General features: G+C 56.6%; 35 protein-coding genes and 1 tRNA gene. 14 read left to right on the top strand and 22 right to left on the bottom strand.

The window, feature by feature from the left end; translation table 11 throughout:
• The first annotated feature begins 415 nt into the window (after positions 1-415).
• Genes KW839_RS11635 through KW839_RS11620 form a run of 4 tightly spaced genes read left to right on the top strand, consistent with a single transcriptional unit; the run spans position 416 to position 5,990 of the window.
• The gene (locus KW839_RS11635; RefSeq protein WP_060540044.1) at positions 416-3,247 is read left to right on the top strand and encodes a xanthine dehydrogenase family protein molybdopterin-binding subunit; all 2,832 of its coding nucleotides are present in this window, start codon (positions 416-418) and stop codon (positions 3,245-3,247) included.
• Complete coding sequence (locus KW839_RS11630) at positions 3,240-3,779, top strand: (2Fe-2S)-binding protein (protein ID WP_060540043.1); 540 nt, start codon at positions 3,240-3,242, stop codon at positions 3,777-3,779. The genes KW839_RS11635 and KW839_RS11630 overlap by 8 nt, the downstream gene beginning before the upstream one ends.
• Before the next feature lie 2 nt (positions 3,780-3,781).
• Positions 3,782-5,017: a cytochrome c gene (locus KW839_RS11625; RefSeq protein WP_218424421.1), complete on the top strand. Its 1,236-nt coding sequence runs from the start codon at positions 3,782-3,784 to the stop codon at positions 5,015-5,017.
• 1 nt (position 5,018) lies between these two features.
• A complete protein-coding gene (locus KW839_RS11620) occupies positions 5,019-5,990 on the top strand; it encodes an XdhC family protein (RefSeq protein WP_218424420.1) in 972 nt (323 codons plus the stop codon).
• A gap of 57 nt (positions 5,991-6,047) precedes the next feature.
• Here KW839_RS11620 and KW839_RS11615 read toward each other — a convergent pair whose 3' ends face one another.
• The gene (locus tag KW839_RS11615; protein WP_218424419.1) at positions 6,048-7,331 is read right to left on the bottom strand and encodes an FAD-binding oxidoreductase; all 1,284 of its coding nucleotides are present in this window, start codon (positions 7,329-7,331) and stop codon (positions 6,048-6,050) included.
• Between the two features lie 184 nt (positions 7,332-7,515).
• On the opposite strand from KW839_RS11615, the gene KW839_RS11610 reads away from it, so the two are divergent.
• Positions 7,516-7,592 (top strand) — tRNA-Val (locus KW839_RS11610).
• A gap of 112 nt (positions 7,593-7,704) precedes the next feature.
• On the opposite strand, the gene KW839_RS11605 is transcribed toward KW839_RS11610, so the two are convergent.
• From KW839_RS11605 to KW839_RS11595, 3 genes are read right to left on the bottom strand one after another with little or no spacing between them, the layout of a single operon-like run.
• The gene (locus KW839_RS11605; protein ID WP_218424418.1) at positions 7,705-8,844 is read right to left on the bottom strand and encodes a tyrosine-type recombinase/integrase; all 1,140 of its coding nucleotides are present in this window, start codon (positions 8,842-8,844) and stop codon (positions 7,705-7,707) included.
• On the bottom strand, positions 8,844-9,077 hold the full coding sequence (locus KW839_RS11600; protein WP_212625116.1) for a hypothetical protein: 234 nt from the start codon (positions 9,075-9,077) through the stop codon (positions 8,844-8,846). The genes KW839_RS11605 and KW839_RS11600 overlap by 1 nt, the downstream gene beginning before the upstream one ends.
• A 44-nt stretch (positions 9,078-9,121) precedes the next feature.
• Positions 9,122-9,553, bottom strand: a complete 432-nt coding sequence (locus KW839_RS11595) for a hypothetical protein (RefSeq protein WP_218424417.1) — start codon at positions 9,551-9,553, stop codon at positions 9,122-9,124.
• A 128-nt stretch (positions 9,554-9,681) separates the two neighbouring features.
• Between KW839_RS11595 and KW839_RS11590 the strand changes: the two genes are divergently transcribed.
• Both KW839_RS11590 and KW839_RS11585 read left to right on the top strand, forming a co-directional pair.
• Positions 9,682-10,029, top strand: a complete 348-nt coding sequence (locus tag KW839_RS11590) for a DUF6864 domain-containing function (protein ID WP_218424416.1) — start codon at positions 9,682-9,684, stop codon at positions 10,027-10,029.
• Positions 10,029-10,394, top strand: coding sequence for a hypothetical protein (locus KW839_RS11585; protein WP_218424415.1), 366 nt, complete (start codon positions 10,029-10,031; stop codon positions 10,392-10,394). The genes KW839_RS11590 and KW839_RS11585 overlap by 1 nt, the downstream gene beginning before the upstream one ends.
• A 111-nt stretch (positions 10,395-10,505) precedes the next feature.
• Here KW839_RS11585 and KW839_RS11580 read toward each other — a convergent pair whose 3' ends face one another.
• The gene (locus KW839_RS11580) at positions 10,506-10,802 is read right to left on the bottom strand and encodes a hypothetical protein (RefSeq protein ID WP_218424414.1); all 297 of its coding nucleotides are present in this window, start codon (positions 10,800-10,802) and stop codon (positions 10,506-10,508) included.
• Positions 10,799-11,110, bottom strand: coding sequence for a phage scaffolding protein (locus tag KW839_RS11575; RefSeq protein WP_218424413.1), 312 nt, complete (start codon positions 11,108-11,110; stop codon positions 10,799-10,801). Before KW839_RS11575 ends, KW839_RS11580 begins: the two co-directional genes overlap by 4 nt.
• 99 nt (positions 11,111-11,209) lie before the next feature.
• Between KW839_RS11575 and KW839_RS11570 the strand changes: the two genes are divergently transcribed.
• Positions 11,210-11,461: a hypothetical protein gene (locus tag KW839_RS11570; RefSeq protein WP_218424412.1), complete on the top strand. Its 252-nt coding sequence runs from the start codon at positions 11,210-11,212 to the stop codon at positions 11,459-11,461.
• Positions 11,462-11,500: 39 nt separating this feature from the next.
• On the opposite strand, the gene KW839_RS11565 is transcribed toward KW839_RS11570, so the two are convergent.
• The gene (locus KW839_RS11565) at positions 11,501-11,779 is read right to left on the bottom strand and encodes a hypothetical protein (RefSeq protein ID WP_218424411.1); all 279 of its coding nucleotides are present in this window, start codon (positions 11,777-11,779) and stop codon (positions 11,501-11,503) included.
• Positions 11,780-12,197: 418 nt separating this feature from the next.
• Here KW839_RS11565 and KW839_RS11560 point away from each other — a divergent pair, with 418 nt between their 5' ends.
• Together KW839_RS11560 and KW839_RS11555 are read left to right on the top strand one after the other, a co-directional pair.
• On the top strand, positions 12,198-13,358 hold the full coding sequence (locus tag KW839_RS11560) for an HNH endonuclease (protein ID WP_218424410.1): 1,161 nt from the start codon (positions 12,198-12,200) through the stop codon (positions 13,356-13,358).
• Between the two features lie 147 nt (positions 13,359-13,505).
• Positions 13,506-14,183: a DUF4145 domain-containing protein gene (locus KW839_RS11555; RefSeq protein ID WP_256352627.1), complete on the top strand. Its 678-nt coding sequence runs from the start codon at positions 13,506-13,508 to the stop codon at positions 14,181-14,183.
• 3 nt (positions 14,184-14,186) lie between these two features.
• Here KW839_RS11555 and KW839_RS11550 read toward each other — a convergent pair whose 3' ends face one another.
• From KW839_RS11550 to KW839_RS11510, 10 genes are all read right to left on the bottom strand, one after another.
• The gene (locus KW839_RS11550) at positions 14,187-14,543 is read right to left on the bottom strand and encodes a hypothetical protein (RefSeq protein WP_218424409.1); all 357 of its coding nucleotides are present in this window, start codon (positions 14,541-14,543) and stop codon (positions 14,187-14,189) included.
• An 81-nt stretch (positions 14,544-14,624) separates the two neighbouring features.
• Complete coding sequence (locus KW839_RS11545) at positions 14,625-15,086, bottom strand: hypothetical protein (protein ID WP_218424408.1); 462 nt, start codon at positions 15,084-15,086, stop codon at positions 14,625-14,627.
• Complete coding sequence (locus KW839_RS11540; RefSeq protein ID WP_218424407.1) at positions 15,083-15,325, bottom strand: hypothetical protein; 243 nt, start codon at positions 15,323-15,325, stop codon at positions 15,083-15,085. Before KW839_RS11540 ends, KW839_RS11545 begins: the two co-directional genes overlap by 4 nt.
• Before the next feature lie 20 nt (positions 15,326-15,345).
• Positions 15,346-16,008: a lambda exonuclease family protein gene (locus tag KW839_RS11535; protein ID WP_218424406.1), complete on the bottom strand. Its 663-nt coding sequence runs from the start codon at positions 16,006-16,008 to the stop codon at positions 15,346-15,348.
• On the bottom strand, positions 16,008-16,997 hold the full coding sequence (locus KW839_RS11530) for a RecT family recombinase (RefSeq protein WP_218424405.1): 990 nt from the start codon (positions 16,995-16,997) through the stop codon (positions 16,008-16,010). Before KW839_RS11530 ends, KW839_RS11535 begins: the two co-directional genes overlap by 1 nt.
• Positions 16,998-17,050: 53 nt before the next feature.
• Positions 17,051-18,208 carry a hypothetical protein gene (locus KW839_RS11525; protein ID WP_218424404.1) on the bottom strand — a complete coding sequence of 386 codons (1,158 nt, stop codon included), beginning with the start codon at positions 18,206-18,208 and terminating at the stop codon, positions 17,051-17,053.
• Positions 18,209-18,363: 155 nt separating this feature from the next.
• A complete protein-coding gene (locus KW839_RS27650) occupies positions 18,364-18,498 on the bottom strand; it encodes a hypothetical protein (protein WP_256352626.1) in 135 nt (44 codons plus the stop codon).
• Positions 18,495-18,728 (bottom strand): hypothetical protein, encoded by a 234-nt coding sequence (locus tag KW839_RS11520; protein ID WP_218424403.1) that lies wholly within the window; start codon positions 18,726-18,728, stop codon positions 18,495-18,497. The genes KW839_RS27650 and KW839_RS11520 overlap by 4 nt, the downstream gene beginning before the upstream one ends.
• Entirely contained in the window at positions 18,718-18,972 is a 255-nt protein-coding gene (locus KW839_RS11515; RefSeq protein ID WP_218424402.1) for a hypothetical protein, read from the bottom strand. The genes KW839_RS11520 and KW839_RS11515 overlap by 11 nt, the downstream gene beginning before the upstream one ends.
• A 193-nt stretch (positions 18,973-19,165) precedes the next feature.
• On the bottom strand, positions 19,166-19,930 hold the full coding sequence (locus KW839_RS11510) for a hypothetical protein (protein WP_218424401.1): 765 nt from the start codon (positions 19,928-19,930) through the stop codon (positions 19,166-19,168).
• A 398-nt stretch (positions 19,931-20,328) separates the two neighbouring features.
• Here KW839_RS11510 and KW839_RS11505 point away from each other — a divergent pair, with 398 nt between their 5' ends.
• A complete protein-coding gene (locus KW839_RS11505) occupies positions 20,329-20,643 on the top strand; it encodes a DUF1654 domain-containing protein (protein WP_218424400.1) in 315 nt (104 codons plus the stop codon).
• A 223-nt stretch (positions 20,644-20,866) separates the two neighbouring features.
• Here KW839_RS11505 and KW839_RS11500 read toward each other — a convergent pair whose 3' ends face one another.
• The 4 genes from KW839_RS11500 to KW839_RS11485 form a co-directional block, all read right to left on the bottom strand.
• A complete protein-coding gene (locus KW839_RS11500; protein ID WP_218424399.1) occupies positions 20,867-21,388 on the bottom strand; it encodes a hypothetical protein in 522 nt (173 codons plus the stop codon).
• Positions 21,389-21,478: 90 nt separating this feature from the next.
• Positions 21,479-22,393: a hypothetical protein gene (locus KW839_RS11495; RefSeq protein WP_218424398.1), complete on the bottom strand. Its 915-nt coding sequence runs from the start codon at positions 22,391-22,393 to the stop codon at positions 21,479-21,481.
• Positions 22,390-22,851, bottom strand: coding sequence for a hypothetical protein (locus KW839_RS11490; protein ID WP_218424397.1), 462 nt, complete (start codon positions 22,849-22,851; stop codon positions 22,390-22,392). The genes KW839_RS11495 and KW839_RS11490 overlap by 4 nt, the downstream gene beginning before the upstream one ends.
• A 121-nt stretch (positions 22,852-22,972) precedes the next feature.
• Positions 22,973-23,860: a LexA family transcriptional regulator gene (locus tag KW839_RS11485; RefSeq protein ID WP_218424396.1), complete on the bottom strand. Its 888-nt coding sequence runs from the start codon at positions 23,858-23,860 to the stop codon at positions 22,973-22,975.
• Positions 23,861-23,925: 65 nt separating this feature from the next.
• Between KW839_RS11485 and KW839_RS11480 the strand changes: the two genes are divergently transcribed.
• Complete coding sequence (locus KW839_RS11480) at positions 23,926-24,159, top strand: Cro/CI family transcriptional regulator (RefSeq protein ID WP_371318070.1); 234 nt, start codon at positions 23,926-23,928, stop codon at positions 24,157-24,159.
• On the opposite strand, the gene KW839_RS11475 is transcribed toward KW839_RS11480, so the two are convergent.
• Positions 24,156-24,371, bottom strand: coding sequence for a hypothetical protein (locus KW839_RS11475; protein WP_218424394.1), 216 nt, complete (start codon positions 24,369-24,371; stop codon positions 24,156-24,158). The genes KW839_RS11480 and KW839_RS11475 overlap by 4 nt on opposite strands.
• An 83-nt stretch (positions 24,372-24,454) precedes the next feature.
• On the opposite strand from KW839_RS11475, the gene KW839_RS11470 reads away from it, so the two are divergent.
• Positions 24,455-24,877 (top strand): phage regulatory CII family protein, encoded by a 423-nt coding sequence (locus KW839_RS11470; RefSeq protein WP_218424393.1) that lies wholly within the window; start codon positions 24,455-24,457, stop codon positions 24,875-24,877.
• A 66-nt stretch (positions 24,878-24,943) separates the two neighbouring features.
• Complete coding sequence (locus KW839_RS11465; protein WP_218424392.1) at positions 24,944-25,804, top strand: BRO family protein; 861 nt, start codon at positions 24,944-24,946, stop codon at positions 25,802-25,804.
• The last annotated feature ends 1 nt before the right edge of the window (position 25,805 follow it).

Here is a 25,805-nt window from a genome sequence, read left to right as displayed (position 1 = left end):
TTGGCTGACTTCGAGTCGATAGCAAAGACCCTGGTCGAAAGACCGGGGTTTTTTGTTTCTGAAATCTGGATGTCCTTCGCGTCTCTCCTATTCTTCCTCTTAATCCTTTCTGAATGCCTTGGTGTCGGATAAAGCCTGTCAGGCTTTTGATCGTCGACTGGCTATCTGTTGGCGCTGGCCACGGTTTCCCGATGCCCACAGCCCTGCGTCAGGCCGTCGCAGTTTTTTTGATTCTTTGGTCAGTTTTTTGTGCCGGGATGTTTGCTGCGAGCGCATAAGCCTATAAACTTAACCTGTCAGTCAGCTTTGCACTTCATTACAGTCCTCCGCGTCGTCAGGTGGGGCTTCTGCAAGACTCGTGATTTCCAGTACATAACCAGAAGGGCGGACCCCATAACCGTCCAGAGGATGATCCATGTCCAACCGTGATATATCCCGGCGCTCGTTCCTTCAGGGCGGGCTGGTAGCGGGTGTGAGCGTGACGCTCACGCCATTGAGCAGCCAGGCGCTGGCCGCCTTGATGGAAAACAGCGTGACCGTGCCGTCCGAGCAGTGGCTTGGCAATAACGGCAAGGCGCGTGCCCGTAACGATGCCTTGTCCAAAGTCTGCGGCAGCAAAGTCTTTGCCCGCGACATCCGCGCCAAGGACATGCCGGGCTGGCCGCAGCAGCAAGGCCACGCCATGCTGCTCAAAACCATCAAGGCCGATCGCATCTACGATGGCTATGACCTGTCGTGGCTGGGTGCCGAGCTGCAGCCTGACCGCATCGTCACCGCCGACGACCTGATCAAGGACGGTATCGTCTTCCCTGAGGAGCACGCCCCGGATCCGCTGTTGCCGGTCGGCAAGGTGCCGATGTTCATCGGTCACCCGGTGGCAATCCTGATCTGGAACGACTTCGAGCGCTTCCGCAAGGCCAAGGCCCAGCTCAAGTTCAATGACAAGGCAATCCGCTACGGCGAGAAAGTACCGTTCTACGAAGGCGACCCGTACGGCAGCTTCCGCTACGTGCGAGTCGGCGGGCCGACTTCGGCAGACGAAGATGAGTTCGCCAGCCTCAAGGACTCGATCCTGTTCCCGATGCTGAAAAACCGTCGGCCGGTGTGGAACTCCCAGCCCAACCTGCACGGCAACCTGACCGAGCGCGGGCTGTTCTATGCTGACCGCATGAAGCAGCAGATCGACACTCCGCCGGACAACTGGCTGGTGTTCGACGAGCGCTACAAGACCCCATCGATCGAGCCTGCGGCGATGGAGCCGGACAACGGTAACGGCTGGTACGATCCGGCGACCAAGACCCTGCATTTTGTGGTGGCGACCCAGTGCCCACTGGAGGCAGCGACCGAGACGGCGAAGATGATTGCGCCGTCGCGTTTCGGCCTGGCCAACCTGAACATGCACCCGGGCTACACCGTCGGCTACGGTTCCAAGGACCACAACATCTTCGTCTACTACGCAGCCCTGGCGGCGCTGTACGGTGCGGGTGTGCCAGTGCGTCTGGCCAACGACCGCTACGAGCAGTTCCAGAGCGGGATCAAGCGTCACCCGTTCGACATCCGCTACCAGTTGGCGGTGGACAAGACCGACCACAGCTTCAAGATCTTCCGCGCCGATATGAGCGTCGACGGTGGCGGTCGCATCAACTACAGCGCGTCGGTGGCAGCAGTGGGTGCCACGGCGGCGCAGTCGATCTACTACATGCCGCAGAACGATTTGCAGGTCACCGCCTACCATTCGCGCGGCGTTGAAGCCGGTTCGATGCGCGGCTACGGCACCCTGCAGTCCATGGCGTCCACCGAGATGATGGTCGACGAAATCGCCGATCGTCTCGGTGTCGATGCTATCGACCTGCGCCGCAAGAACGCCTTGCGTTCGGGCATGAAAAACACCCAGGGCGCGATCCCGGCGGGTGCCTTGCGCCTGCACGAGATTCTCGACAAGGCGGCGGTCCACGACACCTGGAAAAACCGCGCCGCGATCAAGAAGCAGCGCGAAGCAGCCGATCCCGACAACTGGTACGGCATTGGTTTCGCCATTTGCCAGAAAGACTTCGGCACCGGTTCCGAAGCGCCGATGGCCAGCATCGAATTCACTGCCGAGGGTCGCATCAACCTGCGCCACATCGGCATTGAAATCGGCACCGGCATGTCCACTTCCCAAGCGATGGTAGTGGCCGACTTCCTCGGCAGCCCGGCGCACGAAGTGAAAACCGGCGAAACCGAATGGAAAGAGATGCAGCTGATTACCAGCGGCAACCCTTACATCATGAGTCAGGCCGAGCAGGACAACTTCCTGCGCAACCCGCGCTGGGTCGGCAAAGTGGCCTCAGCCTCCTCGGCGACCAACTCCGCGTACTACTTCAGCCACGCCACCCGTGAAGCGGCGCGCGTGCTGTTCAACCACGGCCTGTGGCCGGCGGCGCTGGAAATCTGGCGACAGGGCCCGTTCGGCGGCCAGGCCAACCCTTACGTGGTGCGTCGCGAAGATGCCCATTGGGTCGACGGCAAGCTCACTGCCAACGGCATGGAGCCCCTGGCTTTTGAAGTACTGGCCAAGCGCGCCCACGAACGTGGCCTGGTGACTGGTGCCACCGTGCACGGCTTCAACCGCTGGAGCTGGGCCGAGGCCGAGTTCAGCATCGATGGCGTGCGCGAGCGTTTGCCGCTCGACGGTCTTGCCGTCAAGTACGGCGACGGTGCACCGAAGGCGAAAAAGGCGCAGATGACCAGCGCCGGTTTCCATCTGCTCGATCGGCAGAACATCGCCTATCCGGCGACCCAGTTGAACAACGCGGCGGTGACTTACTACAGCCCGGTTGCGACGCTGGTGGAAGTGAAGGTCAACAAGGGCTCGAACGAGGTGTCGGTGCTCAACCACCATTCGTGGGTCGAGTGCGGTCGGGTGCTGGTGGAAGAACTGGTCAAGGGCCAGCTCGAAGGCGGCATCGCCATGGGCATCGGTCATGCGCTGATGGAGGAAATGCCGTTGTACGAAGGCGGGCCAGGGGAGGGTGACTGGAACTTCAACCGTTACCGTCTGCCAATGGCGCGGCACGTGGCTGTCTGGAAACAGACCGCAGAAATCCTGCCGCCACTGTCGCCAAGCGATCCGTCCAAGGGCATCGCCGAGGTGGTGATGATCCCGGTGGTCGGTGCCATTGGTAACGCCGTGGCGCATGCCATCGGTAAACGTGTTCGCGACCTGCCTATCACTTCTGCACGCATCAAGGAGGCCCTCAATGGCTAACCGTCCGCTTCAACTGACCCTCAATGGTCAAACCGTCGGCCCGGTGGACATCCCTGATGACCTGCCGATGATCGACTATCTGCACGAATACAAGAACCTCACCGGTTCGCGCCTGGGCTGCGGCCAGGGCATCTGCCACGCTTGTGTGGTGATCGTCGATAACCCGGACGGCACCAGCGAAGAAGTGCGTACCTGCATCACCGGTGCGCATTATTTCGAAGGCAAGAAGGTGCGGACCATCGAAGGTCATGCGACCCGCGATGAGCAGGGCAAGGTCACTGAGCTGAACCCGATCCAGCAGCGCTTCGTCGATGAGTTCGCCTTCCAGTGCAGCTACTGCGCACCGGGCTTCGTCAACGCCGCGACCGTGTTGGTGGAAAAGCTGCAGCGTCAGCCGATCGTCAAAAGCCAGCTGGAAAAAGTCATCGAGGACAGCCTCGGCCATCACATCTGCCGTTGCACCGGGTATGTGCGCTACTACAGCGCGACCCGCAACGTGTTGACCGATCTCGGCCTGGTCAAGGAGGGTTGAGCATGAAGCATCTACTTACCCGCCTTGCGCTGGCGGTCGGCCTGGCTGCGCCGGTTTTTCTGGCTCACGCCGAAGATCAGGTCAAGCGCGGCGAATATCTTGCCCGCGCCGCTGACTGCATGGCCTGCCACACCGCGCCGGGTGGCGCTCCGTACGCAGGCGGCCTGCCGATCGTCTCGCCGTTCGGCACCATCTATGGCACCAACATCACGCCAAGCAAAGAGCACGGCATCGGCCTGTACAGCGATGAAGAGTTCTTTGCCGCGTTGACCGAAGGCAAGCGTCGCGACGGCGCGAACCTGTACCCGGCGATGCCCTACACCTCGTATCACCTGATGCCCCGTGAAGACTCTGACGCCATTCATGCCTACCTGAAAACCGTCGAGCCGATCGAGCGCGCCGCGCCGGTCACCAGCCTGAGCTTTCCGTTCAACGTGCGTCTGGGCCTGATGGGCTGGAACATGATGTACGGCAAGGACGTGAAGCTGGAGCCGGCCGAAGGCAAGAGCGAAGCCTGGAAGCGCGGCCAGTACATGGTCGACGTGCTCGGTCACTGTGGTGAGTGCCACACCCCGCGCGGCCTGCCTGGTGCAATGCAACAGGACAAGCGCATGACCGGCGGTATCCTCAATGGCTACCTGGCCCCGAGCCTGCTGGCCACTGACCTGGCTGCCCGCGGCTGGAACCATGAGGACCTGAGCTCGTTCCTCAAGCACGGCATGAGCGCCCAGGGCACGATGTTCAACGAGATGTTCCCGGTGTTCCACAACAGCACCCAGGGCCTCAGTGATCCGGATCTGGCCGCCATGGCCACCTTCCTGCTCGGCGACCAGCCACCGGCGGCGAAAGTGCTCACCGAGGTGCCATTGGACAAGTTGAGCGCAAGTGCCCGGCGCGGCCGTCAGGAATATTTGAACGTCTGCGCCGGCTGTCACGCCGAGGGTGGCGAAGGCAAACCGCACATCGCCGTGGCCATGCGTGGCAACACCACGTTGCGCCTGGAAGATCCGCGTAACCTGGTGCGGGTGATCGAAGACGGTATCGGCGAGCAGAAATTCTCCGGTTTCGAGCACATGCAGCCGATGCCTGGGTTCGCCGACAAGCTCAGTGCCGAACAACTGACTGATCTGCTCAATTACCTGCGTCAGGGGTGGGGTGGTCAGCCGGGTGATCTGGCGGTCAACGACGTGCAGAAGTTGCAGGCCGAAGCGCCGGCGACCGAGCACAAGGCACACTGACATGCAGCATCTCGATCTGCAGGTGGTGCGTCGGGCACTGGAGTGGTCGACGGCCGACCAGCGCATCTGGCTCTGTACGGTGCTTGCCACCTACGGCTCGGCGCCGCGCGCGCCGGGCTCGTTGCTGGCGGTGAACGTTGCTGGCCAGTGGATCGGCTCGCTGTCCGGCGGCTGCGTGGAGGAAGACTTTCTCGGGCGGGTCGCCGAAGGTGCATTTGAGGATGCTGTCAGCGTCGTTCGTTATGGCGAAGGCGAAGATCCGCGCTCCCGGGTCAGTCTGCCCTGTGGCGGCGTGCTCGATGTGCTGGTGGAGAAGCTTGAGGCTGATTGCGAGGCGCAGGCGCATCTGCGGGAGCTGGAGTCGGCTTTGTTGGGCCGGCGCCGGCTGATTCGTGAAGTCGATCTGGCCAGCGGTGCGCGCAGTCTGTTCGATGATCGCGAGCAGGGTGTGCGCATCGAGCGTGAAATCGACCGGGTTCGAGTGCGTGTCGGGGCTGCCCAGCGCTTGCTGCTGGCCGGGTACTCCAGCGTCGCTCAGGCTTGCGCCGAGTTTGCCGTGGGCCTGGGCTTCGAAGTGATTCTGTGCGATCCACGGGACGAGGTGCTCGAAGGTGTCGTGCTGGAGAGCGTAGAGATTCGACGTCAGTTACCGTCGGTGTTCATCGCCGATGGTGGCTGCCACAGCGACACGGCGGTCGTGGCGCTGACCCATGACCCGCGTATCGATGACCTGGCGATGATGGAAGCAGTGCGCACTGATGCGTTCTACATCGGTGTGATGGGGTCCATCCAGACGTCGCACAAACGCTTCGAACGGCTGCGGCGCATTGGCGGTTTGGGGGATGCGGAGCTGGCGCGGATTCATGCGCCGATCGGGCTGAACCTGGGCAGCAAGACCCCGGCGGAGATTGCGCTGGCGGTGCTGGCGGACATCCTGCGGATTCGTAGCGGTATCCCTCGGGATCGGCTGTAAGATCAAAAGCTCCAAAACAAAAGGCCTGCATCGTTGCAGGCCTTTTGTTTTTTCGGCTCAGTACCCGAACTTGTCCCGCAACCCGTAATACCAGGCACCCAATGCCGCAAACGGCGTGCGCAGCAATTGTCCGCCGGGGAACGGGTAGTGGGGCAGGTCGGCAAAGGCGTCAAAACGCTCGGCCTGGCCGCGCAGTGCTTCGGCCAGCACCTTGCCTGCCAGATGCGTGTAGGTCACGCCATGGCCGCTGCAGCCCTGGGAGTAGTAGATGTTGTCGCCCAGGCGACCGACCTGAGGCAGGCGCGACAGCGTCAGCAGGAAGTTGCCGGTCCAGGCGTAATCGATCTTCACGTCCTTGAGCTGCGGGAAGGCCTTGAGCATCTTCGGCCGGATAATCTCCTCGATGTTCGCCGGATCCCGCGCGCCGTACACCACGCCACCCCCGAAGATCAGGCGCTTGTCCCCGCTCAGGCGGTAGTAGTCGAGCAGGTAGTTACAGTCCTCGACGCAGTAGTCCTGGGGCAGCAGGTTCCTGGCCAACTCCTCGCCCAAAGGCTCAGTGGTGATCACCTGAGTGCCACAGGGCATCGACTTGGCGGCCAGCTCCGGCACCAGATTGCCCAGATAAGCGTTGCCCGCGACGATGATGAACTTCGCTCTGACCTTGCCCTGTGGCGTATGCACCACCGGGCTCGCACCGCGCTCGATGCGCACCGCAGGCGATTGCTCATAGATGGTGCCACCCAGGGACTCCACCGCCGCAGCTTCACCCAGAGCCAGGTTGAGCGGATGAATATGCCCGCCGCTCATGTCGAGCATCCCGCCGACGTACTGATCGCAGGCCACCACCTCGCGGATGCGGCGTTGATCCATCAACTCCAGTTGGGTGTGGCCGTAGCGCTCCCACAGGCGCTTCTGGGACTCCAGATGGCCCATCTGCTTGCTGGTCATCGCGGCGAACACGCCACCGTCCTTCAGATCGCACTGAATGTTGTATCGGGCGACCCGCTCACGAATGATCTGCCCACCCTCGAACGCCATCTGCCCCAGCAACTGGGCCTGCTTGGGGCCGACACTGCGCTCGATCACATCGATATCGCGGCTGTAGCTGTTGACGATCTGCCCGCCATTGCGCCCCGACGCCCCGAAACCAACCCTGGCGGCCTCGAGCACGGTTACCTTGAAACCGTTTTCCAGCAGGAACAGGGCAGAGGACAACCCCGTGTAACCGGCACCGATCACACAGACATCAGTCTCGACATCATCCTGCAGCGCCGGGCGCGGGGGGACAGCATTGGCCGATGCGGCGTAGTAGGACTCTGGGTAGGGGGTGTTCGCCATCCTGCAGCCTCTGTTTAATATATTTTACGAGTGTGATGATCCTACCCGAGTTAAAAATTGCCCGCCAGCCACCCGTAAAATCTTCGTTGCAAGCGAAAAATTAAATATTTTGCATATTCATAGGGTTAGCGCGAAAAAAGGTGTTGACACCCCTCCGGAATTCCGTAGAATGCCGCCTCACAGCAGGCACGTAGCTCAGTTGGTTAGAGCACCACCTTGACATGGTGGGGGTCGTTGGTTCGAGTCCAATCGCGCCTACCAAACAAAATCCGCTCTGCTGGGCGGTCTAGAGGGGTTACCGGAAACGGTAACCCCTTTTTGCTTTCTGCCTTTGGGCAAACTTTGGGAATATTTTGGGCAAACGACCACCGCGTTACACCTTCAGGTCGGCTTTAACCTTCATATAAACCACCGCGTCATCACCGTGCCCTGCTTGGTAGTGCTCGGTCATCTTCACGTCAGCGTGCCCCATCAAGCCTTGGATATATTCCTGCTCGAAACCCTGCTGCTCGTACAGCCAGGCGCCGAGAGCGCGTATCTCGTGAAAGGTGGGGCGCTCGCCGGCTGGGACGTCGTCGTAGGCGTGTGAATCGTCTCGCGCCTGGGCAAATGACTTGGTCAGATAATCTGCTGTCACCGCATTCCAGTGTAGCTTGGCGTCGAGTTGGCTCCGCTTGCGCGCCTTCGGCGAGTAATGGATCAGGTACGGGCAGACGACCGGCGACTTCATGCACTCCAGCACCACCTCCCTCAGCGCCTGACCCATGACGATCTCCAAGTGCACAGGCTTCCCGTAGTTCTGCGTTTTCCCGGGCGATACCTTGATGGTGTTCTGCTCGAGGTCCACGGCCGATTTCGGCCACACCACGATGTCCTCTCGCCGCTGAAGACTCAGCAACCCCAGCCGAATGGCACGTTTCAGCCAGATCGGCGTCCCCACGTATTCCAGAATCGTGTTCAGCCCCTCAACGGTATGGCGCTGGCGCTTCTTCTCGGCCTCCTTCTTGACCAGGGTCAGCTCAGCGGAGTTGCGCTCGCACAGACCCTTGGCCACCGCGAACGCGAACACCTGGACCAGCAGCCCACGATGCTTCGTGTAGGCGTTGTTCTCGAAGCCATCCAGATACTCCGCGACAGTCAGCACATCCAGTTGCCCCATCATCAAATCACCCAGGTCCTCGCGGTACCGGGCCAACTTGAATTTGATTTCCTTCAGCGTGCTCGCGGCGTAGGTCTTGGTGGTCAGCCATTCCTTTTCGAAGCGCTCCAGGCAACCACTGAACTTTGGCGCAGCGTCGCCGGTGATCATTGCCAGCAACGCCCCGTCGTCGGCCAGCAACGGCAGCAGCTTAGCGTTAGCGGCTTTGGCCAGCTTGATGGCCTCGGCCATCGGCTTGTTGATGCTGGTCTTCTTGCCAGTGATTGGGTTCTTGTATTGCCAGTACTTCCCGTTCGGGTAGAGGTTCGCTGGCAGGTCCCGATTTTTCACTGTCCTGGCGCGTGGGGGAGCCATCAGCCCACCTCCAACATCTTGGCGAGCAACGGATCATTCGATCCAATCACGGCCGCCTGCAGGTCCACGAAGTACATCCCGCCCTTTACCTCTCCAATCACTTCGCCTTCCTCAATCCATTTTTTCAATTGCTGCACACTCGGCTTGCCGCCGGCGTAACGCAACTTCCTGTACTCGCTCACCTCCATCAGGCGAGGGAGCCTTACCGTAATCTGGGCAATGACTTTTGCCATGATGATGCTCCATGCCGCGCGTGGCGGCAGAAGGTGGGGAGGGGTTATTCGTCGTCGAAATCGGAGTCGTCTTCACCGTCATGGCTGATGCTGATGGGGAGCTTGCCCAGACGCTCCAGGGCCAGAACGAGTCCGATGCGCAGCCCCTTGGCCATGTCTTTTGTGAGAACGATCTCGATAGGGTCATCGGTACCGAGCTGAAGGGTCACGCCTTCCTTGGCGTTTTCGCTGACTATCTGCAACTGGTCGGCCTGGCGCTTGTGCCAGCCCAGCAGCGCTTCGATCATTTCACCCACTTCCTGCGGAGCGTCGACCGAACCTTCGAGTGCACCGGTGACCAATTTTTTCAGCTCTAATTTTTCACCTTCGGCCCGCTCGAGCTGGTCGTCGGCGGCGAACGGCCCGCCAACCATTGACCAGCTGCTGGCGAATACCTGGGCTTGTTCCATGATGGCTTTAACAGTTTTCTCAGACATAGGAATTCCTCGCCCGCTGTTCACCGGCAGGCTAGTGGGTATTAAGTAGTAAATGACGCTTAACTCATGTGGATAAAATAGTGCACATGTATTAAATTGCAGGTTATTGTTAATGGTGAGGGCGGTTTGTGTCCATTTTGAATGTGAAAACCAAAGTTGGTAATTTAGAGGTTGTGCACACAGGGATTGCCCATTTGCAGGGGGCTCAAAGTTTTGAGATTGATATAAATACTTATGTGTGTACGGTGAAGTTTGTCAGCGATACCGGCGGACCACGATACGTGGGGAGTGTTCAAGACTCTTCATATCTGGTTACTTGTTACAATCATGTCAATAGTTTTGGTGAGGGGATTTTTACACCATTTGCTATAGGGCAGCTCAACGGTAAAACTATTTATATTACCTATTATACAACCTTGGTCGCTCCAGAAAATGGAGTTAGAAGATTCGAGTATTCATTGTGGATGGAATCATAATGACAGATCAAGTAATACTGCCTGAGCCATTGGAGGGCCCAGTCAACACTATATCTGAAGGTTCATTAAAACCTGGAAAGGTATCGCCGGTAAATTCTACACCCGTTGAGGGGAAACCAACGGAGGGAAAGATTGCTCGGGAAATCGGAACGGGTGATGCGGCCAAAGACTCGTTTGTGTACTTAACAATTAAGTGGAGTTTTTTGGTTGGTTCTGTGACAACTGCTTGTTTGTTTGTTAAAGGTTTTTTTGATTTGGGAGGTAGTAATGGTGCTCAAAGCCTTGAGGTTATAAAAGGAGTTTGGAGTGTGTTCCTGCCAATTATTACACTGGCTCTTGGTTATGCATTTGGTAAAGGTAGGTAAGTAATTGAGTGATGGTTTCCAGCAAACCCATGCACTTTTTGCCGCTATGCGGCTGACTTTGAAGGGGGTGGGGTAATTTATGGGTGGAGTACAGATGTACTCCTGTCGGAATCACACGCCAGGGCGGCCTTTGAAGGCGAGCCAGATGTAGTGGCGCCCTTTGGCGGTAACCTTGATCTTGCCGGTCTGCTTGTTCCAGCTGATCAGGCGAAGCTCATCGAGGATGGTGGTCAACGTGTGACCCTGATGCCAGGCGGCCAGCGCCTTGATGCAGCCTTGGGCGAGCAGGCCCCGATAATCGGTGTGGCCGAAGTTGGTGCCTTGGAAGACGCTTTGCATTTGCTCGTCGGTTACGAGGTCGGTGACAGCGTTTACGGCCGGATCTCGCCGGTAGCATTTGTGGGTCATGGTAGTTCGTCCCCGACGATCATCTTGCAGGGGCCTTGCCGCACTTTTGCAATTTCTGCCACAAGCTCATCAATCCGCCGGTTGCGTCGAGCGATTGCGGCCTGAAGGTCGTCGATGGTCTGGTCTGCCGTGGTCAGGCTCAGCTGCAGGCCGTCGCGCTCGGCGGTGATGCGGTCGAAATCATCGGCCAGAACCACGACCGGCCTGAATACAGCCTTGCTCTCGCCTTCAACGCCAGGGATGAAGCCTTTTAATTGCCAGCGCTTCACTTCAGGAAACGGCTCGGCCGGTTTGTTTTCTGTGGGCATGGGGCGTCCTATGCCGGGGCATGCCCGGGCGGTGGCGATAGGTGGATTTGTGGACTATCAATTTATGGTTCGGCTTGTAGCAAGGATCAAGGAGAAGCTATGAACGCGCATCGTCCGTGGACCAAAATTCTTACCGTCGAAAACGGCCAAGGAGCAGGCAAGAAGGTTATGGCCCAACCGATATGGGGCGAGGACCACGACCCTATTCCAATGGCGATTCACGTAACGGTGAATTCCGGTTTCGGTGAAAAAGTTATCGGAAAATTCGATGGCCCCTTCAAAAGCATCGAAGAGACTGAAGAGCTGGCGCTCAAGTACGCTGCAGAATGGTACGACCGAGGTAATGCGTAGCCCGCAGCGGCTTATAGGAGAGGTGTTAGGCAGTGGCTTTCAGAGCTTCGATCTTTCTCCGTCCGGCCCTGCGTTCAGGCGAAGCTGCAGGGAGTCACGCTCGGCGCGGAGTTGGTTGATCTCATCCTGAGCCTGGTCCACGACCTTCTGCGCTTCGTGCACGTCTATCCAGTTGCCGGTGCGGTCCTCCAGCTTTTGAACGCCGACGTCTGAAGGCTTCAGCAGGAACATGTAGCGCGGCAGGGCATTCAGCTTGTCCCAGAACTCTTTGCCCGGGCGCGGCATGGGGACTGCGATGGATTGGTTTTCTGTGGGCATGGGGTGTCCTATGCCGGGGCATGCCCGGGCGGTGGAGGTGGAAGGGGGGGGAGGTGGAAAAAGCCCAAGAGGATTGAGCGGGCAGTTTTTGAATTAATTGGGCACCTACAGACTACGAAGCCATCCTCCTTGGCCTCGAGTCTTCCGAGGAGTGCGTATGAAACAATTGATTCAATCAGTGCTGGGCCAGATGCTCAGTGACCAAGTGATGAAGCAGATCTACCAACTGATCGAATGGCTCAACACGATGCCTTGGCAGGTGTGGTTTGCGTGAGTCAGTTAGCTTGTGCCCGCCATCGGCGGAGGGCCGGCCGCTGGGTAGCGTAAGACCGGAGTGACGTTAGCCTCGTCAGACGCAGAAACAAGTGCGATATTTAGCAAGATTCCGCCATGCACTGAACCTTTTATGGAGTAGAAAATGGAGAAAAAGGATGTAGTAGCGGCCGTAGCCCGCTTTCGTGATGGCGCACGTCCGTTTAGTTTTCGTAGGCCGAACTGGTTTTTTATCACTGATGACGGCGGCAGATATCCACTTAAATACATTTATGCAATGGCTCTAGGGATTGACCCGCTCGACACACATACTGATGAAGCAAAAAAATGTATACAGGGCTTAGGATATCAAATTGTAAATGACGCGGAAGTACTCACCCCTGCCAGTTTTTGGTGGGTGAATCATAAACAAACCCACCTAGATGAATATGCCGGCGGGTACATTTGGTCACCCAAGACGAAAAAAAATGGTGATGCTAACGAGGGCTACTTAAATCTAACCAGAGTAAAAGTAGGCGATAGAATCATTTCCTACGCAGAAGGTGTCATCAAGTCTATTGGGGTAGTGACTCACTCCCATGTTGAAGCTCCAATACCCCAGACCCACCAAAAAACAGCTGAATATTGGGCGAAATCCGGATGGCAGGTTTCCATAGAATGGGTTCCCCTGACGGTTTGGCTATGTCCGAAAAACTTTCTTGATCGAATAGTGCCATTGCTACCCTCTATGCATTCACCTATCCAAAAAAATGGCGATGGAAACCTCTGTTATTTATCAAGTATCTCGTCCGAACTTGGGCGATTAATTCTAAGCCTTGCCATCGAAGTGGATCCTACAGCTACTCAGGCTGTTCATGAGATCGAGATTGAGGGGGAGGAAGCGCTGGAAGAACTGTGTATCCAAGCATCTGACCTTCCGGATACTGAAAAACAGCAGTTGGTCCGCTCGAGAATCGGGCAGGGAATCTTTAGGATGCGGGTAGCTAACCAAGAAAGGAAATGCCGACTTACTGGAGTCGACAACCTTGCGTTCCTAATTGCGAGCCATATAAAGCCATGGCGACATTCAGATAACGATGAACGCCTGAATGGCAGTAATGGGCTATTGCTGTCACCCCATGTTGATAAGTTGTTCGACAGGGGTTGGATTTCCTTCTCTGATGATGGTCATTTGCTGATCGCAGAGCAGGCAAGGTCCGTTGCTGAAGCTTGGGGGTTAGCCGGTGCTCTAAATGTAGGCGCATTCAATTCAAAGCAGCGACCTTTCCTAAAGTACCACCGTGAAAAGATTTTCAAAGGGGCGTAAGATCCTCGCCGGCTGGCGTGATTCGTTGATAACATGGGAAAGATACTGCTGCGGCCATCGGTGAACAGATGCAGCGTGGTGGGAATTAGGAGCGGAATCGGTTATTTGTTTACCGCAGTGATTCGACTAACGGAATGGAACTAAATAATGGCTGGTATGAATTGGCAATGCCCCTACTGTCGGCACAATGCAACAATAAGTAATGAAAATCGAAGCTCTAATGTGCACATCTTTGGTCATGAAAATGTTACTGGCGATTATCTGGGGTTCGCGGTAGTTGTTATTGTCTGCCCAAATGATGATTGCAAGCAAATCACGTTAGATGCCAGTCTTTATAAGACAGAGAGAAGTCCAAATGGCCGCAAACTTAGTGGCCCCCCTGTAGAGTCGTGGAAGTTAAAGCCTTCAAGTCATGCAATTCCATTTCCAGAATATGTACCACTGGCCATACGGCAGGACTATGAAGAGGCCTGTAAAATTAGGGATCTTAGTCCTAAGGCGTCTGCGACTCTTTCTCGGAGATGCCTCCAAGGGGTTATTAGAGATTTTAAAGGTATAGTTAAAGGTCGTCTAATAGATGAGATAAATGCATTGCAGGACGATGTGGATGCAGATACATGGGCAGCAATTGATGCGGTCCGAAAAATTGGAAATATTGGCGCGCATATGGAGAAGGATATCAATGAAATTATTGATGTTGATCCCGAAGAGGCGCAGCTACTGATTGAATTGATAGAGACGCTAATTAAAGATTGGTACATTGCACGTTTCAAGCGGCAAGAGCATCTAGCAAAAATTATAGCAGCCGCAGATAGCAAGAAGTGATTGCTAATTCGGAGATATGATTTCGTCTCCAGGGTCATATGCAAGTTCGGACATGCTCTGCACATAAAATGCTCGCGACACCTTTTCGCTTGGTAGGTAAGGTGTCGTGACACTCCGAAGCATCCGCGCCGCTGTCTCGAAGTCTGCGGCAATCACGTTCCGCAACAGGTTTTGATACACCTCCTGCTGATGGTTGAAACCGTGCTCTTTCATCAGTCGCTTGATGTCAGGCTTGAACACGCTAGCCACCTCTACCGTGAACTTCTCGATGCCCAACGCTGCGTTCTTGGCTGCTTCCTTCTCGCGCTTCTTGCGCTGCTTGATGGCTTCCGCCGTCAACTCCTGCTGTTCTTCGGCCATGGCCTGCCTCTTCAATTCCGTGGGCCGGTATATCCAGCCATGTCTGTCGTCGGCGCTGGCGCACCTGGTTGTTGATGCGCCTCATGCCGCGACCTTGATTTGATGCCAAGCGCCGGCGGCGTAGAACAGCTTCGCGGCCTGGGCTTCTTCGAGCGTTACCTCGGCGGGAACTGCGATCCATCCAGAAGCAACCAGGTGGTTCGGGTTGCAGCTGTTCCGCAGCTCCAGGTAGTAATGCTCGATGGCATCCGTGAGTCGCTCGACCTTGTAGATACCCTCCGGTGATATCTCCACCGACTTGACGTACTCGACGCCGCGTTCGTCTCGACACATGGTGCTGAGGTAGATCGTCCAGTGGTAGGCGAAGTCGAAGAGGGCGTTGGCGATGGCCAGGCTCCGGATTTGCCGGCAGCTTTTCCAGTTCGCCATGATCTGCGAGCCGCTTGGATCGATGTTCACCACCGCGACGTGGTTGGTCCGGAGCAGTGCCCGGCAGCTGCGTTCGGCGCGGGCAAAACCGTTGTTTGCTTTGCGCTTGCTCATAGCGCCTCCGACATCCGCCGAAGGGCGATGCGTTCTGCCTGGGTTGGGGAAGGGCGGCGGCGCTTCAGGACGGTGTCGGGATCGATCTTGTCGGATCGTTCGGCAGGTGGTGGATTGAGCTGAGCAGGTTCCGCTCTGGTGAAGCGCCCTCCGGCCGCTAGGTGCTGTTCGACCTGGCTGGAAAGCTCCCGCGCTTTATCGCGCCGGAACTCGATGTCGTATTTCAGGTTGCTGATCATGCTGACCACCTCATTAGTTATCAGGCACTTAAACGGTAGGCTTGGGCGCGAGCTCGGTCAGCGACCTCATCAACCATGCGATTCAGTTCCAGGTTGAACTGGACGAGCTCTTTGTGCAGGTTGGCGATGTAGTCTTCGTCGCGGTAAATCGTCTCGATATAGAGCTGGCACTCTTCATCTTGGCGAGAATCGAACGACAGGAAGTCCCACCATTTCCGGCCAGTAACGAACATGCAGCCCTGCACTTGAGGCATATGTTCCTCGGGCATGCCTTCGAGCCATGTCCTGACGTGAATCGCCTCATTGAAAGGGCACTTCGACTCGGTGCCTCCGTCATCGCTGATCAGCCCGTCAGGCGAGCAGCCGAGCCAGTCGTACTTCGGGTGAACAATGAATTCCGACGGCATCACGATGTTGCCGGTAAGCATCTCGTAGGCGTCCTGAGCCTTCTGTTCTTCGGTGTGACCCCACTTCAGGGAGGCGCTGCTGACGTTGTGCTTGGACTTCTTCGCCAGTCGCTCGAAGCACAGCTCGCGCATGTATGAGGTACGGGCCCCCATAGGTTCGCGCTTCCCGTTTTTGTCAGCCTTCCCCCATGCCATCACGTCTTTAAACCGGCTGGCTGTCACTCGGCCTGATCGGTCGGCATGCCATTTATCTGTACCCTGAAGTTCCGCCCTCACTACGCTGCCTCCTCGGCCTGCGCCAGGTCGTCGTGGTTGCCTGTTATTTCGGTGAAGTCGCCATCAACAGTTGCCGCCATGGCCTTGAGCGCTTCATGGCACTCCAGGCCGATTGCGGCGCGCTGCTTGGGCTTGAGACCTGCCCAAGCAGTCGCATAGGCTTCGATATCCTGCTGTTTCGCGACAGCTAAAAGGTCTGCGAATACTCCGTCGATTTCCGGTGACGGGGATTTCGGGCCGAACGAAACGCTAGAGGCAGCAGCAGTGTTCGCAGCCTGCTTCACAGGCGTGATGTCGATTTCTCCACCGTATGAGTCTTCGAACTCATCAGGTGTATAAACGCCGAGGATGACGTCAGGGCAGAAGAGGCGCGCCCATTTTTTGGTCACGAGGTAAGCGATCTGCTGCTTGGGATCTTCAGCCCAAAGCGTAGAGTTCCTCGTACGGACCTGAGTTAGCAGAAGCTCCAGGATGCGGGGTTCGTCTTCGCCTTTGAAGGTTGCCCAGACCCTGATCCCGAGGCCTTTCTCGTCGTCAAAACTCCAGGCAGGAACGCGGTACTTCTTGAACTCGCCAGTGTCCTCGTCCTTCTTGGTCTTGCTGGTGACTTCGCGCATCTTCCCGATGACGTTTTCCCAGGCACCGAACCATTCGAAGTTCAAGCGACCCTTCACCGGTGCCTTGGATGTGATCACTGCGTTGACGAGCTGCGCCTCATAGCTCAATGCACCGCCGTTGACGATGAACGTCTTCTGCGCAACCGCAAAGGGGTTCATCTGCCACTGCATTGCTTGTAGCACTACCGCCATGCAGTCAGCTTGATTGCCCTTCAGGTGCTTGGGGACTGTTGTCACGCCCTTTGACATCATCAGTGCGAGGTCGCTCATCGACTTCATGGTGCCTGGATCGAGGATGAGCGCTGCCGCGTTGTGCGACGGATCGTGGTACGTGGCAAGGCCGGTTGGTGCTTGGGTGTCTGAATCGGTCATAGCGCTCTCCGTGGCCGACAAGGATTGGGTCAGCCTTTAGATGGAAAGGGTGGTTAGAAGCGGATGGCACGAAGCCAGGCGCGAGCCGTTTCGAGGTCGACGTCGAAGCCCAGGGCTACAACCTCGACAATGTCGTTGACCGAAGGCGCGGTCGTAGTTACGTCGTCGGATTCAGCAGCGATGGCAGATGCGCTGATAGGAGCGACTTCGACCTTCTCTGCGACCACGGGCTCAGCCGCAGTAGTGATTGGGGCCGGCGCGGCAGCCTGGGCGCGCAGGCGGGCCAGCTCCTCCTGGTCACGCTGATACTGGGCATCGCGTTCGCGCTGCTGGCGATGTAGCTCTTCCTGCTGCTCACGCTGTTGGCGTTGCTGTGCCTCCATGTCGCGGCGCTGCTGGTCCAGCTCGTCCTGTTGCTGCTTCAAGCGCTTGCGGTCTTCTTCGGCGCGTTGCTTGCGCAGCTCCTCTGCTTCCGCGTCGGCGATGCGCTGCTTCTCACGAAGCTCGTCGAGTTCTTTCTGCTGAGCCAGCAGTTTGGCGGCGGCCTCTTCTCGTTCAACGGCAGACCTGTGTAGCGTTTCAAGCTGCTCAATAGCGTTGTCGCGAGCGATGGTGCCTTCAGCTTCGAACTCGGCATATTCTTCGGGAAGGATCACCGACTCCTTCACGCCTTGCAGAATGTTTGCGACATCAGCAGCGCTGCGGCTTGCATATGCGGCGGCGACAGAGCTGAAGCGGGTAATCTTTGCCCGGATGGCTTCGACGCGCTCAGCTTCGAGGCGCTCACGCTCGGCTTTGGCGTCAGCGGCGCGCTTTTCTTCGGCCTTGATCGCTTCGTCGACAGGCGCTTCGATTGCCAGCACACGATCCTTCAGCGCCTCGCCGAATTCCTTCACTTGGTTGACGCGAGCCTGGGCGTCTTTAACCGCCTGCTGATAAGGCACCAGCGCCGTTTTGGTGGTGTTGGCCAGGGCATAACGGACATCGCGAATATCAACGCGAACTTCCTTGGCATTGGCCAACCCCTCACTGGTCGAGCAGTCGACAACCAGGTTCGCGTAAGTCGTTTCGAGACGAACGATCTGCTCTTCGTGTGGCCGATATTCGGCGATGTCGGTGACCGCTGCTGCAGGCGATACACTCTTGGATTCTTGTGCCTCGTTGGTTTCGAGCGATTCGTGTACGAGCGCTTGTGCATTATTTTTCGACATGACTATTCCTTGCCGCGTGTGTGCGGCTTTCAAATGCTTGGTTTAAGAAGTGACGCGGTCAGCGAGAGCGCTGAGCAGCATCAGAAAGGAGAGGGTGGTGATGGCCGAGAAGGACCCGCGCCAGATCAGCAGGCGCCGTGCCCGCTGCCGCTGAGTCACGACAACCGCGCGATGAGCATTCCGCGCCGCGACTGGATCTTGATGCGGGTTGGCAGATCAGCGACCAGAAAAAAGCCCTGTCGGTGCAGGGCTTCGGCCATTGCTTTGGCGTTGCGGGCGATGATGGTCATGCGGCGACTCCCTGCTTGATCGATTCGTTGTAGGTGGCGTAGATCTGGTCGATGCGCGCCCTATAGTGCCGGTGCTCATCGTCGTTGATGACGCGCAGCATGAAGGCCAGGGTGATAGACGAGGTCGCCGCAGAGCTGGCGTTGGGTTTGCCGAGGTCGCGGATCATGTTGGTGATCTCGCCCTCGATCCAGGTGACCGCTGTCTGGTGGTCGCGCTGTTCATCGTTCATGTGCGCCTCCGCTGGGTGGGCAGACCATTTCCATTTTCGCCATGGCCAGGCCAATGCGCCGCTTGAGGCTCTTGCGCTCTTCCAGCCGCCTCGCTTCCCGATCGGCCAGCGCGTGGGTCCGGATCTGCTCGGCAGCCTCATAGTCGTGAAACTCTTCGGGCTGCGATTTCTTCTCGCGGCCCCAAGCGTCGTAGCGCCGGTCCCATTCCCGGGCCTGGGCGCTGTCTGCATAGCTGGTGGACATGGTCGCCTCCAGAGTGGCGGTGTTGATCCAACAAAACCCGGCTGCACTCATCCATTCCGCTGGTTGCCGTTGGGCGCGGAGGGGAGTGCATGCGGGTGGTGTTGGAATTGGTAGGTGATGCAGGGGGCCGCGTTGCGCGGTGCAGAGTCGTCCGCATCCGTCTGCCCACTCACTGAATGGACAGAGGTGATGCTCAGTCGTCGAAGCCGTAACTGAAATCGGATTCATCGCAGTCGATAACCAGCTGCGCGCCACCGAAGTACAGGGCCGCCGTTAGTTTTTCCCACTTTTTGTGAATCATGAAGTTGCGGCCAATCGGATTGCCTTCAAGCTTCGCGCTGTACACCTCGCCGTATGCGTATTTCTCGGCGTTCTCGCCCTTGATGCTGACGCTGATCCGATTGTCGCAATCCCACTCGCTGCTCTTGCGGTCGCTGCTGTAGCGCGAACTGCGATCCTCTGGGGCCGGATCAAAGCAGATGTGCAGGTGCTTTATGCTGGAGTAACTGGTGTCGTGCTCCCGGATGCTGATACGAGGGCTCTCCCAGTGATTGTCTGCGGCACGCTCTTTGTGCGCCTCAACGAACTCTTCCAGCAGTTCACGCAGGCTGACGAACTCCGGCACGATGTCGTCTTTCAGCGCCTCGTCGATAGCCGCTTGGGAGCGGCGCAGTATTTCCCCAGTCACGCCGGAAGATTCCCACTGAGTTTTCAGCGCGGTCGCGATCAGATCGTTGTATCGGGTCAGTTCAAACAGGTCGCTGACGTTGGATGGCAGCGCGTCTTTGATCGCCTGACTGACCAGCTTGCCCATATCGCTGTAGCTGCGAAAGTTGTCCTTGATGATGTCGGTAAACATGCTTTCCACATGCTTATCGATGATTTCTGCTGGCTTGCTGCTTTCGGTGAAACGGGTAACGCCATCCATCAACATGGATTGAAGTGTTGGCTCGCTCATTTGGTGCTCCGTGCTTATTCGGTTGTCTTCCCAATGCACCCGGGTAACCAGGTGCATCAGTGAAATGTTCCGTTCCTGCTGGCTCTGCTTATTGGGTCATTCACACAGTTCGAGCCTTTCGCTCTAGTCAGCCGTCGAGGTGGTCCTCGCGTTGGTAGCCTTTCGGGGCTATCTGATCTCCGGTCGCCGTAGAGGCAGTGCCGTCTTTGTTCGTATTGCGCCGATTGTTAAAGAGCAGCGGGTCTCTTGAGGCCCTTCGCAGCGGCTGTGTGTCGCTGCGATGGGTGCAGTTAACCATCGGTATATTTTGTCGTCAATACCGATGGTTAATTTATTTTTGGTATGGATGAGATATCCTTCGGTTAGCTGGATGGATATACAGTATTGGAGCGTTTGGAATGGCGACGTCGAAGCAGCAGTCAAAACCGGCAGGACGACAAGAAATCCATGGGATAGAGAGGCTGGGGCTTCGCGTCTCGTCGATGATCAACCACCCAGTCGCGCAGATTCAGCGTTGGGTGACGATCCATCGGCTGGACACGGACGGCGATCGGGAGTGGGGGGAGGTGATGGGCGTGCTATCCGAGACGGACGGCATAGACATGACGTTCAACGACGATGAGTCGGTGACATTGAGGTGGGAGGCAAGCGCTGAGGAAGATCGGGGGCGTGAGCTGGGGGAAGTCGATGCCGTAGAGGAGGCACCTTTCTAGCAGACAACAAAAAGCCCGCACTGGCGGGCTCTCTGTCTGGGGTCAAATCCTTTTGTAGGTTCAATCTGCGCCCGATCGTGTGAACGCTGCGTGAAAAGGAGTTTGCAGAAATGAAAAAGCTCGGCGCAGTGGCCGGGCTCTTGATGCGCGTAGCCAAATCCCTTTGGCTGACTGCATTGTGCTTTGCAGGTGTGACGAAGGCGTGACAGGGCAGAGGATTCCGCTATTCTAAGTCGGTTGATAGTGTCCAGCCGGCTACGTATAAAACATGAGATGAGGGTGATTTCTCGGGCGATTGTGTGTGGCTATCGATCCTGACCTCTTCGCGCCGGGTTCGTTGAGGTGGAGGGAGAATACTTTCCACCCCTAAGCCTATTTTTGGAGTTGAGTTTCTCTTTCGTGCAGTCTCCTGAGGAGAGTCAGAGAATGATGCATTTCCTTTAAATTGACCGCGACGATTTGCTTTACGCCGCTTTTTCTTGGACAGGGCAATCGATACGAAGGCCTCACCCTCGACCTCAATGATTTTCTGATAGTAGCTGATATGCGCAATCAGCCTTTTTGCCAAGGCATCAAAGCCATCACCCTGTTTCACTTCCCTCATCACCTTGTACAGCTGGCAGAGCTGCTGCCATTCCTTGCTGTCAACATGCGCAGGCCTGTGAAGGCCCACGGCACTAAGAAATGCAGGAAATTTCTTAGGTAGCGCCATTCGCTGTAAATCTGCTGGAACTAGCAATGTCATGATCGTCTCTTCCTAGCCCCACCCAATCAGATAACGATGAGCTTATCAAGAAACGAAAAGCCCGGCGCTGGGCCGGGCTTGAATATTCATTCAGTCAACTGAGATCAAATGTCTTTTATAAACGTCTTTCTTTTCCACGGAATCCCAGTACTTGGAAGTTTCCACGGTGAGCCTGGCGTGTGAGGCAATTTTGAGCTTTTGCACCTGCTCAGTGATTTTCAGAGGGAAGCGGATTAGGATCTTCCCCTCAACTGTTCTTAGCGCCAGTCGCCCCGTATCAGTGATACCCGCCACGTTACCTTCGATGACCTCAGTGTATTTTTCAGGCTCATTCACGGTATCAAGCAACGCTCTTACCCGCGTTATCTCATCTGGACGACCTTTCCAGCATCGTAATCCGTCTGCAGATTTCCATGAAAACTCAACAGCTAGTCCCGCCTTATCGAGACCCCGCATGAACTCACCAAGCTGATGCGCAGATTTTCCACCAATAGCATCCACTGCATCGTAAAACTCACCTTGTTCTGAGTTTAGTAACCGGAACGTTTGATTAAGTGTCGCCTGAAGAAGGCTGTCGCCCGTCAAGTCAGCGGCTGCATTTCCGGTGATGAAAACGTGTGTAGATCCCGGAGCTAGTCCGGCAAGCTTGAAATTCAAAGCACTGACGACATCTGAAGCGGCGCCACGTACTGCATCGCGTCCATAGCGCAGACGGTGGGCGGCGAATTTCCATGATTTAGCAAGAGGGCCGATGGTCTCCAAAAACGAATCGAGCGGAATGCTGCCATTCGCTTTTGGGCCAATCAGTCGCACATCCAGCAATTCACCCATTTCATTTGCTTCTGCGAGGGCAACTCGCTGACCCATAGAACGAGCGGCTGCCGTTTGGTTTTTTGCGGCCAATTGCAGGAAAAAATCGTCTGGATTGTTTTTGGCGCGGTCTTGAGTTTCGTCAGCGAAACTTTTCAGAGCCTTGGCGTGATCACGCAGAAAGGTGCTGCTCATAATGTGATCTCCGCAAATCCTTTGGCCGTTGTCCGATCATGACAAAATCCAAGGATACCCCGCCAGTACGCCTCGCGATGAAATATCTGATCAGCCGCAGGCGTTTCTAGATAGAAGTCTAGGCCATACATGGCTTCTGCATGCGCATGGTCAAATAGCCGACTGAGAAGCGCGTGAGTTTCTGGAGTATTTAAAGTGGCATCCACCCAGCGCGGGTTCCAGAGTATGCAATCAATGTCCCCTGGATCAGCCTTTTCAGTGAGGAACGAACCGTCAAGCCAAAGTTGTCCGCCAATTCCCGCCGCTTGAACGGCTTCAGCCCATACCTGTAACTTTTGAAAAAGCTCCGCGCGCTTTACGTCTCCAGCGAATGGGCCAACAGCGAGATCATGCAGTTCCTGCAAAGTAAGCGGATGCATACCTGGTGGTAGCAAAGGGGGGAAGTCAGGTTTCGCCATTTTTGATTCCATTCGGTTTTGAGTACTTTTTGGCGCGGCGGTGCTCGGTCAGTTCTGTATCTCTCTGCAGGCAGTGAGCCTATTTCCTGCGGACTTTCACTCTGATGATCTGAATACCAACTCAAACCAAATGAGCATTCCACACTAGAAGCACGCGAGCCTGGATGTAGGTCTCGTCAGCCCTGATTGTTTGCGGTGGGTGCATCGTATTATCAGAAATCATTTTGATCTGATCATCGCCAACCCATTGGAGTCGCTTGATGTAGAGGTGGCCTTCCCAAGAGAACATGTAAATCCCATCCCCCACGAATTCCCGAATACTGATGTCGACGAGCAGCGGGTCGCGGTGCTTGATCGTGGGCGCCATTGATTGACCCCAACCCGTCACCATCTTGAGGTGAAAGTGCTCTTTGAACTCGACACCCATTTCGCGCAGATGCTGAGGGCTGACACGGACGTCTTGAAGCATTTCTGGATAGTCGTGCGGAATCTGGCCGCCACCCATAGCGGCGCGGACGTCGTAGTGCGCAATCCACACTTCGTCACCGGCCACGCCGGGACGGTAGTAGTCGACCTCAATGGCGCCGCCGCCATCAGCAGCCTCTGCGACCGCAAGCAGTCGTCTACGGGCATCCTCCGAAAGATTTTTTCCGCTACGACCTAGCATCTCTCTGACGATTTCGGCCGCCGACGCCCCCGGCTTCGCATTGGGCTCATCCGCCTCTGTTTTAGTGGATGGAACCCCAACGAGGTTGCGTATCTCTTCTGCCAGGCGAGGGCTGAAGGCCTCAACCGGCTCTTGAATCATGCGAGCCAGAACTGCAGCGAATTGAGCATTTAACGGATTAATGCCCTTGAAGTAGAGATTCACCGCTGCTGGCGTCATGCCGGCGGCATCAGCGATTTTCTTCTGACTGAGCTTCAGCTCGTTCTTTTTGGCGAGGAACAAAGCATGTGCCGCTTCGCATTCAGCCATTCGGTCAGGAGGGAGTATTCGTTTTTTAGTCATCGCGCGAATGTAAACCAATGGTTAAAAAATAGAAGAAACCATCGGTATTGATTAAAAATTAACAGATGGTTAATATCGGCCTCGTCAACAGCAGAGGCACGACCATGAATGAGACTCCCCTCGACAAGTTCGTGGCTGACAAAGGGCAGTCCGAAGCCGCGCGGCTACTCCGGGTTACCGCGCCAGCCATTCACAAAGCCCTAATTGCGAAACGAGACATTCGAGTGCTTGAACTTCCCGATGGGAGCTTTCAGGCAAAAGAGCAACGTCCGTTCCCGTCGCAGAAATCTGCCGCCTAGCCGATCACTTTCCGCTTCGAGGTGAGCGAGACGGTTGCGCGCTCAAACCTGCGCAGTTCATCACCGCCAAGTCGATCACGCAATGGGCCGGCAATCCGCTCAAACGCAGGCCAAAGCCGGAGCTGAGATGACAAGGGGAGGGTGGAAGCCAAGGCGACCACCAAGCAGCAAAGGGCGGCTATCTCGCCTTGTAATTCGGATTGATTGGTCATGAGCAAGTCCCTGATCAGTTGGTGAACAGATCATCGCCTTGTTGGCGTAATGCCACCACGGAAACAGTTGTGAGGTTTTACGAATGGAAGATTTTCTGCGGGCCTGCCAAAGCGCTGTTCTGGACAACGAGGCCAAAGCCTTGGCGGCAAAGATGGGGGTTGCGCATGTAGGACTGCTACAGCGAGCCAACCCGGACAACGAAGCTCACCACCTGACTGTGGAGCATCTGTTCGGGATCCTGCTGCACACCGGTGATATGCGCCCATTGCTGGCGCTTGCGAATGAGTTCGGGTTTGACCTGGTATCCAAGTCGCCGCCGGAGCCGCAAGCGCTCACGAGGTCCCTGATCAATGTCGGAAAGGAAGTGGCGGACCTGACCATCGCTGTTCACCAAGCACTCGATGACAACCACGTCAGTACTTTCGAGAAATCCCTGATCCGTCAAGAGATCAATCACGTTCGCCAGAGCCTGGATGTGATGGATGCGTCCGTGAAGGTCGCCTGAATTTCAGGCACAAAAAAAGCCGGGATTGCGCCCCGGCTAATTCGATACCACTCAATGAGGCGGATTATGCAGAGCCAACCCAATTCAAGCAATACCCCGAACCATGTCGTGACACGTTTTGTAAATCCTGAAAACGTGTCGCGTACCCAGTCCGCAACTCCATTCAGCTTTCACGGCCTTCTGGTCCGCGTCATCGACGATGGCACCGGTGAGCCGTGGTTCATCGCCAAGGACGTCGCCGAAGCGCTTGGCTACGCCAACACTTCCAAAGCCATCAACGCCCACTGCAAAGCTGTGAATACCTGCCATACCGAAATGGGAGGGCAGGTGAGGGCGGTGCAGATCATCCCTGAGCGCGACCTTTACCGGCTGGTGATGAAGTCGAAGCTTCCGGCGGCCGAGCAGTTCGAAGAGTGGGTGGTGGGCCAGGTGCTGCCGACGATCCGCAAGACTGGTCACTTTCCCACTCAAGCACCGAACAATTCAAAGATCGTCGGTGAGTTGGCGATTCTGGAATGCTTCGACCGCCTGCTCAAACCCGCGCCGTCGAGCAAGATGCTGATGCTGACGAAGATCGCCCAGAACAACGGCCTGGACCCGAAGTTTCTCCCAGGCTACGCCGTCGACGCTGCACCAGATGCCACCGGTGGCAGTTCCATGCCGACCAAGGCCATTACCGCACTGATAAAAGACCACGGCATCGCCAGCACGGCGGCTGCCTTCAATCGCGCACTCGCCGCCAAGGGCTTCCTCAAGCAGCTGCAGCGCAAGAACTCCAAGCAGGTGATGGTCGACTTCTGGTGCGTGACCGACAAGGGGATGACCTACGGCAAGAACCTCACCAACCCTCAATCCCCCCGCGAGACGCAGCCTCACTGGTACGTCGATCGCTTCCTTGAACTGGCCAAACTGGTCGGGAAGGCCTGAT

Source organism: Pseudomonas sp. PDM31, from assembly GCF_019218965.1.
Classification (GTDB): Bacteria; Pseudomonadota; Gammaproteobacteria; order Pseudomonadales; family Pseudomonadaceae; genus Aquipseudomonas.
This window is presented reverse-complemented; position numbering and strand designations above follow the sequence as displayed.

Coding starts and splice junctions, on each gene's coding strand:
- KW839_RS11635 (WP_060540044.1), top strand. CDS start 416: ATGTCCAACCGTGATATATCCCGGCGCTCGTTCCTTCAGGGCGGGCTG.
- KW839_RS11630 (WP_060540043.1), top strand. CDS start 3,240: ATGGCTAACCGTCCGCTTCAACTGACCCTCAATGGTCAAACCGTCGGC.
- KW839_RS11625 (WP_218424421.1), top strand. CDS start 3,782: ATGAAGCATCTACTTACCCGCCTTGCGCTGGCGGTCGGCCTGGCTGCG.
- KW839_RS11620 (WP_218424420.1), top strand. CDS start 5,019: ATGCAGCATCTCGATCTGCAGGTGGTGCGTCGGGCACTGGAGTGGTCG.
- KW839_RS11615 (WP_218424419.1), bottom strand. CDS start 7,331: ATGGCGAACACCCCCTACCCAGAGTCCTACTACGCCGCATCGGCCAAT.
- KW839_RS11605 (WP_218424418.1), bottom strand. CDS start 8,844: ATGGCTCCCCCACGCGCCAGGACAGTGAAAAATCGGGACCTGCCAGCG.
- KW839_RS11600 (WP_212625116.1), bottom strand. CDS start 9,077: ATGGCAAAAGTCATTGCCCAGATTACGGTAAGGCTCCCTCGCCTGATG.
- KW839_RS11595 (WP_218424417.1), bottom strand. CDS start 9,553: ATGTCTGAGAAAACTGTTAAAGCCATCATGGAACAAGCCCAGGTATTC.
- KW839_RS11585 (WP_218424415.1), top strand. CDS start 10,029: ATGACAGATCAAGTAATACTGCCTGAGCCATTGGAGGGCCCAGTCAAC.
- KW839_RS11580 (WP_218424414.1), bottom strand. CDS start 10,802: ATGACCCACAAATGCTACCGGCGAGATCCGGCCGTAAACGCTGTCACC.
- KW839_RS11575 (WP_218424413.1), bottom strand. CDS start 11,110: ATGCCCACAGAAAACAAACCGGCCGAGCCGTTTCCTGAAGTGAAGCGC.
- KW839_RS11570 (WP_218424412.1), top strand. CDS start 11,210: ATGAACGCGCATCGTCCGTGGACCAAAATTCTTACCGTCGAAAACGGC.
- KW839_RS11565 (WP_218424411.1), bottom strand. CDS start 11,779: ATGCCCACAGAAAACCAATCCATCGCAGTCCCCATGCCGCGCCCGGGC.
- KW839_RS11560 (WP_218424410.1), top strand. CDS start 12,198: ATGGAGAAAAAGGATGTAGTAGCGGCCGTAGCCCGCTTTCGTGATGGC.
- KW839_RS11555 (WP_256352627.1), top strand. CDS start 13,506: ATGGCTGGTATGAATTGGCAATGCCCCTACTGTCGGCACAATGCAACA.
- KW839_RS11550 (WP_218424409.1), bottom strand. CDS start 14,543: ATGGCCGAAGAACAGCAGGAGTTGACGGCGGAAGCCATCAAGCAGCGC.
- KW839_RS11545 (WP_218424408.1), bottom strand. CDS start 15,086: ATGAGCAAGCGCAAAGCAAACAACGGTTTTGCCCGCGCCGAACGCAGC.
- KW839_RS11540 (WP_218424407.1), bottom strand. CDS start 15,325: ATGATCAGCAACCTGAAATACGACATCGAGTTCCGGCGCGATAAAGCG.
- KW839_RS11530 (WP_218424405.1), bottom strand. CDS start 16,997: ATGACCGATTCAGACACCCAAGCACCAACCGGCCTTGCCACGTACCAC.
- KW839_RS11525 (WP_218424404.1), bottom strand. CDS start 18,208: ATGTCGAAAAATAATGCACAAGCGCTCGTACACGAATCGCTCGAAACC.
- KW839_RS27650 (WP_256352626.1), bottom strand. CDS start 18,498: ATGACCATCATCGCCCGCAACGCCAAAGCAATGGCCGAAGCCCTGCAC.
- KW839_RS11520 (WP_218424403.1), bottom strand. CDS start 18,728: ATGAACGATGAACAGCGCGACCACCAGACAGCGGTCACCTGGATCGAG.
- KW839_RS11515 (WP_218424402.1), bottom strand. CDS start 18,972: ATGTCCACCAGCTATGCAGACAGCGCCCAGGCCCGGGAATGGGACCGG.
- KW839_RS11510 (WP_218424401.1), bottom strand. CDS start 19,930: ATGAGCGAGCCAACACTTCAATCCATGTTGATGGATGGCGTTACCCGT.
- KW839_RS11505 (WP_218424400.1), top strand. CDS start 20,329: ATGGCGACGTCGAAGCAGCAGTCAAAACCGGCAGGACGACAAGAAATC.
- KW839_RS11500 (WP_218424399.1), bottom strand. CDS start 21,388: ATGACATTGCTAGTTCCAGCAGATTTACAGCGAATGGCGCTACCTAAG.
- KW839_RS11495 (WP_218424398.1), bottom strand. CDS start 22,393: ATGAGCAGCACCTTTCTGCGTGATCACGCCAAGGCTCTGAAAAGTTTC.
- KW839_RS11490 (WP_218424397.1), bottom strand. CDS start 22,851: ATGGCGAAACCTGACTTCCCCCCTTTGCTACCACCAGGTATGCATCCG.
- KW839_RS11485 (WP_218424396.1), bottom strand. CDS start 23,860: ATGACTAAAAAACGAATACTCCCTCCTGACCGAATGGCTGAATGCGAA.
- KW839_RS11480 (WP_371318070.1), top strand. CDS start 23,926: ATGGTTAATATCGGCCTCGTCAACAGCAGAGGCACGACCATGAATGAG.
- KW839_RS11475 (WP_218424394.1), bottom strand. CDS start 24,371: ATGACCAATCAATCCGAATTACAAGGCGAGATAGCCGCCCTTTGCTGC.
- KW839_RS11470 (WP_218424393.1), top strand. CDS start 24,455: ATGGAAGATTTTCTGCGGGCCTGCCAAAGCGCTGTTCTGGACAACGAG.
- KW839_RS11465 (WP_218424392.1), top strand. CDS start 24,944: ATGCAGAGCCAACCCAATTCAAGCAATACCCCGAACCATGTCGTGACA.